General features: G+C 63.4%; 7 protein-coding genes. 1 reads left to right on the forward strand and 6 read right to left on the reverse strand.

The annotated features are described in order from the left end of the window. Positions 1-11: 11 nt before the first annotated feature. Positions 12-5,108, forward strand: a complete 5,097-nt coding sequence (locus M2497_RS03800; RefSeq protein WP_248485890.1) for a DUF6543 domain-containing protein — start codon at positions 12-14, stop codon at positions 5,106-5,108. Here the strand turns inward: M2497_RS03800 and ureC are convergent. From ureC to M2497_RS03830, 6 genes are all read right to left on the reverse strand, one after another. After that, positions 5,105-6,805, reverse strand: coding sequence for an urease subunit alpha (gene ureC / locus M2497_RS03805; protein ID WP_248485891.1), 1,701 nt, complete (start codon positions 6,803-6,805; stop codon positions 5,105-5,107). The genes M2497_RS03800 and ureC overlap by 4 nt on opposite strands. A gap of 116 nt (positions 6,806-6,921) precedes the next feature. Beyond that, entirely contained in the window at positions 6,922-7,227 is a 306-nt protein-coding gene (locus tag M2497_RS03810) for an urease subunit beta (RefSeq protein WP_058423547.1), read from the reverse strand. Next, complete coding sequence (locus M2497_RS03815) at positions 7,224-7,757, reverse strand: GNAT family N-acetyltransferase (protein ID WP_248485892.1); 534 nt, start codon at positions 7,755-7,757, stop codon at positions 7,224-7,226. The genes M2497_RS03810 and M2497_RS03815 overlap by 4 nt, the downstream gene beginning before the upstream one ends. 5 nt (positions 7,758-7,762) lie before the next feature. Then, positions 7,763-8,275: a GNAT family N-acetyltransferase gene (locus M2497_RS03820; RefSeq protein ID WP_179028622.1), complete on the reverse strand. Its 513-nt coding sequence runs from the start codon at positions 8,273-8,275 to the stop codon at positions 7,763-7,765. Positions 8,276-8,284: 9 nt separating this feature from the next. Further along, entirely contained in the window at positions 8,285-8,587 is a 303-nt protein-coding gene (ureA, locus tag M2497_RS03825; RefSeq protein WP_003171437.1) for an urease subunit gamma, read from the reverse strand. A 3-nt stretch (positions 8,588-8,590) separates the two neighbouring features. After that, positions 8,591-9,430 (reverse strand): urease accessory protein UreD, encoded by an 840-nt coding sequence (locus M2497_RS03830; RefSeq protein ID WP_248485893.1) that lies wholly within the window; start codon positions 9,428-9,430, stop codon positions 8,591-8,593. Positions 9,431-9,534 lie beyond the last annotated feature (104 nt).

The following is a 9,534-nucleotide window of genomic DNA, read 5'->3' on the forward strand; positions in this document are numbered from 1 at the left end:
GTAGTCACCTCATGTCCGAGCCAACCTCCCCACCTGCACCCATTGAACAAGGCCAGCATTACGCTCTGATCAAACAGGCGATTGCGCCGTGCCTGAGCCAGGCGTCGCCCTCGCGTCGCCTGGCGCTCAAGCAAACCCCGGCACAGATTCCCGATTGGTATGCCGCCGCCTCTCAATCGCGCAAAGACCAACTCAAGGCGTTGCTGGACGCGCGTTGCACGTCGCTCAACGCGTTGGAAAAGTCCCTGGCGAAGCTGCAGTCGGTGACAGCCTTCGCCCAGCCGCTGCTGGAAGCGGCGCTCAGGCAGGCCGGTTTCGAACTGGACGTCAATCAAACCTGGTTGCGCCTCTACTATCCGGTCGAAGACGCCTTTGGCGTGGCGACCGGCGGGTTCAGGACCAAGACATTCTCGTTGTTGCAGGCGGCCTTGAACAACTTCGAGGCGCGGGAAGCCCGGGCCGGGTTTTTCAATGCGTCTTCCGGGTTCATCACCACGCCCGATGCCCGGGGACAATTCGAGCGGCATGCCACGACGCTGAAGATCGAGGTGTTCGCCCAGTTGTGCCGTGGCCTGGACCTGGGCGCGAAGTACCAGGCCCACCTCAAGTCCTTCCTGCAGCCCCAGGATGCGGTCGCCGAAGGCGTGCTGCGCGAGCGTTACTTGAAGCACCAGAAGGCGGCTTTCGAAGCGGCAGCCTGCCTGGCCCTGCTCAAGGGCGATATCGATGAAGGCGACCACGCCCTGTTGATGCGCGTGCTGGCCGGCGAGCCGCAGATCATGCTGGGTGACAAGCAGGTGTGGTACCGCGTGCCCTGCGTGATGAACCTGCGCCTGCAGGATTGCCTGGTGATCGACCCCTGCGTCAAATACCGCTACTCCACATGGGTGATCGTTTATATCCCGGACGACCCCGACCACCCGATCAAGCGCTACGTCTCCTACGACGCCTTCAGCAACGCCATGACCGACCGGCTCAAGGCTGGGCCGGGGAGGGCTGCTGATCGCTCTCAAGTCGCACCGGCCACGGACTACCAGCGCTTCATCAGCCAGTTCGTTGCCTACCAGCACCGGCCCTACTACTTTCGCAGGCTCACCGAGCTGGTGCTGGATGCGCCGCCGCAGCCCTTCGCCTTGCAATGGATACGCTCGGAGTGGGGCCAGTACATCACCGAGCTCTTCAGCCCACCGGCCATCACAGGGATTGCCTCGATCTTCGGCGACTCCCAGCCCCAGGGGCGCGTACCGATCAGCGCACCTGAATTCGATGTCAATGCGGTTTCGATCAAAGGGCTCTGGGAAGAAGTGGACCTGTGGCCCTATCGATACGAAAACCTGCGTACCCGGCTGTACGCCGATGCACGCGCCCAGGCCGTGAGCACCGCGGATGCCGACGAAGCCGGACGGTCTCGGCGCCTGGAGCACTATCTGAATATCGGTTTGTTTGGCGTGAACCTGCTGGGCATGGTGATCCCACCGCTGGGCGTGGCGATGTCATTGGTGACGGCCGGGCAGTTGTTGTACGAAGTGCTGGACGGTGCTATCGATTGGGCGCAGGGCGACCGTGAAGCCGGCTGGGCGCATATCACCGATGTCATTGAAAACCTGGCGCTGCTGGCGGTCGGTGCGACCGTCAGCCATCTCACCCTTTCGCCCTTTATCGAACAGCTCAAAGCCGTGCCATTGCCTGGCGGCAAGGTGCGGCTGTGGAAACCGGACCTGTCGGCCTATGAACATACGTTGCGGTTGCCACAAGGCTCGGTCGCGGATGGGCGCGGGCTCCATCGGGTCGGCGGCAAACAGGTGCTGGAACTGGAAGGCAAGCGCTATGCCGTGCAACAGGATGCCGAGACCGAGGGCTACTACATGGAGCATCCAACGCGCAGCGACGTCTACCAGCCCCGGCTGACCGCCAATGGCAGTGGGGCCTGGAATCATGAACTGGAACAGCCGTTGCGCTGGCGCGGGGCAACCCTGATGCGGCGCCTGGGGCCGGTGATGGACGGCTTCAGCGACGCCGAGCTGGAGCAGATCCGTCGGGTCAGCGGGGTTGAGGAAGACAGGCTGCGTCGTGTGCATGCCGAGGGCGAGCCCGTGCCGGCGATCCTGCTGGACACGGTGCGCCAGTTCCGGGCCTATCACGATGCGGTGGCGGTGGCCGAGGGGATCGGCCAGGGCAAGCTCTCCAGTGCCCTGTGCAGCTTCCCGGCCTTACTGGTCACTGAGTTGAGCGGATGGCCGGAGCATCTGGCGCTGGAAGCCTATTCGGACATTGAACCGCGCAGCGTGTCGGCCAAGTACGGTAATTCAAAAGCCATTGCGCGGGACACGCTGCGTCTCAGCCGCATGGCGTTGATGAGGGGGGAGTTGCCTGCGGCGGTCATCGGCTTTTTGAGCGAAGCACAAACCCACGCGTTACTGCCCGGCTACACCCCAAGGACCCCGGAACTACGCATTGGCGCCTTGCGCAAACGCCTGAAGGACTTTGCGGTGAACCAGCGCGCCCGGTTGATGCGCAGCCTATACGCCGAGCAGCAGCCCACTGCGCAGCCCGCCACCCAATTGATTACACGCCAGTTTCCACGCGTGCCGGCGCTGATGGCCGAGGAGCTATTGGTCGGCGCTACGCCGCAGGAATTGCGCACCCTCAACACTGACCAGCGCGTGCCGTTGCGCATTGCCGAGGCCGCACGCCAGGCGCAGCAGCAAATGCGCCTGGCCCACGCCTATGAAGGGCTATACCTGGAAGCGCTGGCGGACAAGGATACCGAGGTCCTGGCGCTCAACACGCTTCAGTCCCTGCCGGGGTGGAAGGACGACCTGCGCCTGGAGGTGCGCGACGCCGAGCTGGAAGGGGAGTTGCGGGCCAGCTTCGGCGCCGAAGACGCCTCTGAGCGCAAGGTGCTGGTGCGGGTCGGCGAGGGCCGCTATCAGGCGCGCAATATTCGTGATGAAACCCTGCACGAAACCGAAGACCTGTATGCGGCCCTGCAACATGCCCTGACCGATGCGCACCGTCGGGCCATCGGCTTGCCGAGCATCAAACAAGGTCCACAACTGAAGGCAAAAATCGTTGAAGGCGCGCTGCCACGGGATCAACTGCGGCCATTGCTCAAGATGCAGCAACGCCGCTACCGCTTTGCCGACCGCCCCTCGATGCGCCTGCCCGGCGGACGGCTGGGGTATCGATGGAGCAATCATGGCCAGGACACTGCCTGGGGGCGCATCGTCGAGGAGCGCGTGCGCAGCCTCTACCCCACGTTGACCAGCGAACAGGTGAGCGCGTTTGTCGATGGGTTGGGCGTGGAGCCGCCCGCGAAGCTCAAGGCCCTGGAGCTGGAATACAAAACCTTCGACAACGCGTTGCAGAACTGGCTGCGCGAGCACGTCCGGCAAGTGTCCGCAGAGGCTCGCCGCTCTGGCGCGTTCCTGCACCAGCGGCGTGCGCGCCTGAGGATCGTCAGGGCCTTGCGCGAAGCATGGCGTCGCACCGGAAGCGAGGACCTGGATATCAGCGGGTATTCCCATGGCCAGGTCATTGACCTGTCTGGAGAGGACCTGTTCGACCAATTGGAAGAACTGCCCCTGCTGACCGTCAACTTCGATCACGTCTCGGCCCTTGAACTCTCGGGCGCCGGCATCGAGACCGATCCCACCCCGTTCCTGCGTCATTTCAAGCGCCTGCGTCGTCTCGGCCTGGAGAACAACGAGCTGACGGTGCTGCCTGAGGCAATCGGGCAGATGTTGCGTTTGACTGCGTTGGACTTGTCCGAAAACCAGATCGTCCTGGACATCGACGCTGTCAATCGCCTGAAAGGGCTGACGCAACTGAACTACCTGGGACTGGAGAGTAACCCGCTTCACCTGGCCCCCGACATCGGCCGCATGCCGGACTTGAGCATGCTGCTGCTCGGCGATACCGGGCTCGGCACTTGGCCGCCTGGCCTGTTCGATCAGCCTCGTGCACGTTCTTTTGTACTGGACCTGAGTGCCAATCGGCTGGACAGCGTGCCGCAGGTCGAACCGGGGTCAAGCCAGGCGAATACCGTGGCGCGTACGCGGATCAACGCGGAACCACGGTACATCTCCGCACAGAACCTGGACGTGATCAGGGGCTATCGGCAATCGGTAGGGCTGGAGCCTGATCGACCCTATCCGCCCAGGGGTGTGCTTGACAGCATTCATTGGCGCACGGGCTTGAGCGATGAGCAGTGGGTCGCCAAGCAGCACCTGTGGGACAGCCTTGAGCACGAGCACGGGTCCGAGCCTTTTTTTAGCGAGTTGCGCAAACTGTCCGAGTCCGCAGACACCCTTGAGGAGGACGCCGCCAAAGCCGACCTGACGCGCAAAGTGTGGACCATGATCGAGTCTGCAGCTGCGCACCGGGCTCTGCGTGACAAGCTGTTCATTATGGCCGCGGCGCCCACCACCTGTGTGGATGCCGGCGCGCAACTGTTCAATGCCATGGGCATTGAAGTGCTGGTGGCCCAAGCCTACGAACTGGTGGCCGAGGACCTGGTGGAACGCCAATTGCTGGAGCTGGCGCGCGGCAAGTCGCGCTTGGACGAGTTGGGCCGGATCGCCCGCGGCAGGGTCAGTGAACTGGTGGCTCAGGGGCGCAAATTCCCCGAGTACGATGCCGAGGGGCTGCGCGTCACGCATCGTGATGCGCAAGGCAACGTGATGCGGGACATCGACGAGGTGGAGATCTACCTGATTTACGCCACCGAGTTGGCTTCCGAGGACAAACTGGACTTGCCTTGGCAATCGGCGCGCATGATGTTCGAGGAGCCGGATGTGACCCCTGCCATGATCGAGCAGGCACGCGTGCGAGTACTGGCCCTGGAAGAGGGCGACCTGTTGCGCAAGTCGATTGGTGAGCAGCCGTTTTGGCTGGGCTTTCTCAAGCAGTCCAATCCCGGGCCGTTCCAGGCGCTGCAGGCCGAGGCCGAGGCGGCCTTCGATCGGTACGCCACCTCGGACCCGGCACGGTTCGAGGCTGAAATGGCGAACCTGGCGACGCAAGACAATGCCCTGGTCGCCAAGCTGACCGGCCAGGCCCTGGACCGTGCGCGGTTGCCGCTCATTGGCGCGCCGCTCGTGGCCTAGAACAGGAAATAGCGCTGCGCCATCGGCAGCACATCCGCCGGTTCGCACCACAGCAACACGCCGTCGGCCTTGACCTGGTAGGTCTGTGGGTCGACCTCGATGTGGGGCAGGTAGTCGTTGTGGATCAGGTCGGTTTTTTGCACGTCGCGACAGCCCTTGACCACGGCGATCTGCTTTTTCAAACCCAGGGCTTCGGGTACGCCGGCGTCCTGCGCGGCCTGGCTGATAAAGGTCAGGCTGGTGGCGTGCAGGCTGCTGCCGAAGCTGGCGAACATCGGGCGGTAGTGCACCGGTTGCGGGGTCGGTATCGAGGCGTTGGCGTCGCCCATCAGGCTGGCGGCAATTGCCCCGCCCTTGAGGATCAGCGTCGGCTTGACCCCGAAGAACGCCGGACGCCACAGCACCAGGTCGGCCCATTTGCCAACCTCGATGGAGCCGACGATATGGCTGACGCCGTGGGTGATCGCCGGGTTGATGGTGTATTTGGCGATGTAGCGTTTGACGCGGAAGTTGTCGTTGCCCGCACCATCGCCAGGCAGGGCGCCGCGCTGTTTTTTCATCTTGTCGGCGGTCTGCCAGGTGCGCGTGATCACCTCGCCGACGCGGCCCATGGCCTGGCTGTCGGAGCTGATCATGGAGAACGCACCCAGGTCATGCAGGATGTCTTCGGCGGCGATGGTTTCACGGCGGATGCGGCTTTCGGCGAACGCCACGTCTTCGGCGATGCTCGGGTCCAGGTGATGGCAGACCATCAACATGTCCAGGTGTTCGTCGATGGTATTGCGGGTGAACGGTCGCGTTGGGTTGGTGGAACTGGGCAGCACGTTGGCAAAACCACAGGCCTTGATGATGTCCGGCGCATGGCCGCCACCGGCGCCTTCGGTGTGGTAAGTGTGAATGGTGCGGCCCTTGAACGCTGCAAGGGTGGCCTCGACGAAGCCGGATTCGTTGAGGGTGTCGCTGTGGATCGCCACCTGCACGTCGTACTCGTCGGCCACGCTCAGGCAGTTGTCGATACTGGCGGGGGTAGTGCCCCAGTCTTCGTGCAACTTCAAGCCGATGGCGCCGGCCTTGACCTGCTCGATCAAGGGTTCCGGCAGGCTGGCGTTGCCCTTGCCGGTGAAGCCGATGTTCATCGGGAACGAATCGCTGGCTTGCAGCATGCGCGCCAGATGCCACGGGCCTGAGGTGCAGGTGGTGGCGTTGGTGCCGGTGGCCGGTCCCGTGCCGCCGCCGATCATGCTGGTGACGCCGCTGTTCAGCGCCTCTTCGATTTGCTGCGGGCAAATGAAGTGAATATGCGTGTCGATGCCACCGGCGGTGAGGACCATGCCTTCACCGGCGATCACTTCGGTGCTGGCGCCAATGGCCATGGTCACGCCGGGCTGGATATCCGGGTTGCCGGCCTTGCCGATGGCGTGGATGCGGCCGTTCTTCAAGCCGACGTCGGCCTTGACGATGCCCCAGTGGTCGATGATCAGGGCGTTGGTGATCAGCGTGTCGACCACTTCATGGGCGAGCAACTGGCTCTGGCCCTGGCCATCGCGGATGACCTTGCCGCCACCGAATTTCACTTCTTCGCCGTAGACGGTGAAGTCCTGTTCGACTTCGATGAACAGCTCGGTGTCGGCCAGGCGGACCTTGTCACCGACGGTGGGGCCGTACATGTCGGCGTAGGCTTGGCGGCTGATTTTCATGTGGTTGCCCTGAAGATATGTGTTGAATGTGAGATCGCTATCGGGGGCAAGCCCCCTCCCACCTTGATGTGTGAACGCGGTCAAAATGTGGGAGGGGGCTTGCCCCCGATAAGGCCCTAAAGATCACCCATGATCCGACCTGCAAACCCGAATACCCGCCTGCCACCACTCAAATCCACCAACTCGACCTCGCGACTCTGCCCCGGCTCGAACCGCACCGCCGTACCCGCCGGAATATTCAGGCGCATGCCACGGCTCGCCGCACGATCGAATGTCAGCGCGTCATTGGTCTCGAAAAAATGGTAATGCGAGCCCACCTGGATCGGTCGGTCACCGCTGTTGGCCACGCTGAGGGTGACGGTGCGCCGGCCGACGTTGAGTTCGATGTCGCCAGGCTGGATCCGGTATTCGCCAGGAATCATGCAGGTTGCCCCAGTGTCTTGAAGTAGATGGCGGTCGGGCTGTAGCGCCCGTCCGGGCTTTGGCAGTAGTCGGGCAGTTCGCCGATCTTGGTGTAGCGCAGCGACTGGTAGAAGGCTTCGGCCGGGGAGCCGGCTTCGGTGTCCAGGTACAGCAGGCCGCGCTTGTGCTGGCGTGCGGCGAGCTCCAGGGTGTGCATCAGTTGCTGGCCCAACCCATGGCGCCGTGCATTGCTGTGTACCAGCAGCTTTTGCACTTCGGCGCGGTTGAGGCCGTTGGCTTTCTGGCACAGCGCCAATTGCACACTGGCGATCACCTGCTCGTCGCGCACCACCACCCACAGCAGCAGGCTGGCGTCTTCGATGCTCGCCTGCACTGTGCCCAGATAAGCCCGCGCCTGGGCCTCATCGAAGTCCGCCATGAAGCCGACCGAAGCGCCATGCCTGACCGCGTCCAGCAACAGCTCGATCAAGCCCAGGCGGTAATGGGCAAAACTTTCAGCATTGACTCGACGCAGCTGCGCGGCGTTCATCGATCTCACTCCTTGGGCGGTTCGGCGCCCGGGTTCAAGGCCAGTTGCATGAAGGTCAGGTCCAGCCAGCGGCCGAACTTGATACCCACCTGCGGCATTTGCCCGGTGGTGACGAAGCCCAGGCGCTCATGCAGGTGGACCGAGGCCTGGTTGCCGCTTTCGATGGCGGCGACCATCACGTGTTTGCCGCACTCACGCGCACGTTCGATCAACGCTTGCATCAGCCGTGGGCCGAGGCCTTTGCCGCGCTGGTCGTTACGCACGTACACCGAGTGCTCGACGCTGTAGCGGAAACCTTCGAAGGGACGCCAGTCGCCGAACGATGCATACCCGGTGACTTCATCGTTTTCCACCGAGACCAGGATCGGATAACCCTGGGCATGCCGCGCACTGAACCAGGCCTGGCGGTTGCCCAGGTCCACCGGTTGTTCGTTCCAGATCGCCGTGGTGTTCAGCACCGCATCGTTGTAGATGTCGCGGATCGCCGGCAGGTCGTTTTGGGTTGCATCACGAATCATGACCAGGCCTCACGCGATGGGTTGGTGAACGGTGACCAGTTTGGTGCCGTCGGGAAAAGTGGCTTCCACCTGGATGTCCGGGATCATTTCCGGGATGCCTTCCATCACCTGTTCGCGGCTGAGCAGGGTGGTGCCGTAATGCATCAGGTCGGCCACGGTGCGGCCGTCACGGGCGCCTTCCATCAGTGCGGCGGAGATATAGGCGATGGTTTCCGGGTAGTTGAGCTTCACCCCGCGCGCCAGCCGGCGTTCGGCCACCAGGCCTGCGGTGAAGATCAGCAGTTTGTCTTTTTCCCGTGGGGTCAGGTCCATGGTTCAGGTGCTCCAGATTCGTGGTGAAACGGCTTCCCGGCCCAGCACCGCCGGGCGCAACAGGCGCCATAAATCGATCAGCCATGCGCGCGCCAGCAGCGCTTCACTGGCCAGGCAGCGGGCGACCAGCAAGCCCGGCAATTGGGTCAGGTCGCCGCGCACGGCGTGGGGCAGGGCGCGGCAGGTTTCCAGCAGTTCGGGTTCGATATCGCCGGTGAGCAGCAACGTCGCGAACACTGGCTGGCCGTCCAGCCCGATGGGCGACTCCAGCAAGCCGTCGGCGCCCACAATGCGCTGGCGTTCATGCCAGAGCAACTGGCCGTCGCGGCGGATATCCAGCTGTGATTGAAAATGCCCCAGAGCAAAGCGTTCACCGCTGGCCGGTCGACCCAGGGCAACCACGTCCCAGTAAAACAGACGGGCATCGCCCTGCAGGTCGATGCGCGTGGTGAGTTCGGCCTGGGCCGCGCTGAACACGATGGTTTCCTGGGGCAGCCACTCCAGCGTGGCACCGGCCTCAACGCTCAATTCGAGTTGCTGGAACGCAGGGCCTTTGGCGCGGTACCACTTGGCGGCGCCGGGGCTGGTCAGTTGGGCCCAGGCCCCTTCGGCGACATGGGCGCGGATGTCCAGACGATCGCCACCGGCAATTCCGCCGGGCGGGTGCACGATGATGTGCTGGCACACCTCGGGTCCTTCGGCGTACAGATGCTTTTGCACCCGCAGCGGGCCCAGGTGGCGGCGCATCACCGGGCGCGTGGTGTCAGCGAAACGCGCGTAGCCGAGTTCCAGCTCGGCATGCCAGCTGGGGGTGAACACGGCGGTGGGTGCGGGCAGGTTCATGGTGAGTGCTTGAGGTCTTTTTTGAACAGCTTTTCCTCAGGTGTAGCAAAGGACGTGCCGGGGTGAAACACGGATTAGAGGTCGGTCCTGATGGAGGTGTGCAC

This window comes from Pseudomonas sp. CYM-20-01 (genome assembly GCF_023169845.1).
In the GTDB taxonomy this organism is placed as follows: Bacteria; Pseudomonadota; Gammaproteobacteria; order Pseudomonadales; family Pseudomonadaceae; genus Aquipseudomonas; species Aquipseudomonas azotoformans.

Bases quoted from the DNA above. Each gene is read 5' to 3' on its own strand.
- M2497_RS03800 (WP_248485890.1), top strand. From the start codon at position 12: ATGTCCGAGCCAACCTCCCCACCTGCACCCATTGAACAAGGCCAGCAT.
- ureC (WP_248485891.1), bottom strand. From the start codon at position 6,805: ATGAAAATCAGCCGCCAAGCCTACGCCGACATGTACGGCCCCACCGTC.
- M2497_RS03810 (WP_058423547.1), bottom strand. From the start codon at position 7,227: ATGATTCCTGGCGAATACCGGATCCAGCCTGGCGACATCGAACTCAAC.
- M2497_RS03815 (WP_248485892.1), bottom strand. From the start codon at position 7,757: ATGAACGCCGCGCAGCTGCGTCGAGTCAATGCTGAAAGTTTTGCCCAT.
- M2497_RS03820 (WP_179028622.1), bottom strand. From the start codon at position 8,275: ATGATTCGTGATGCAACCCAAAACGACCTGCCGGCGATCCGCGACATC.
- ureA (WP_003171437.1), bottom strand. From the start codon at position 8,587: ATGGACCTGACCCCACGGGAAAAAGACAAACTGCTGATCTTCACCGCA.
- M2497_RS03830 (WP_248485893.1), bottom strand. From the start codon at position 9,430: ATGAACCTGCCCGCACCCACCGCCGTGTTCACCCCCAGCTGGCATGCC.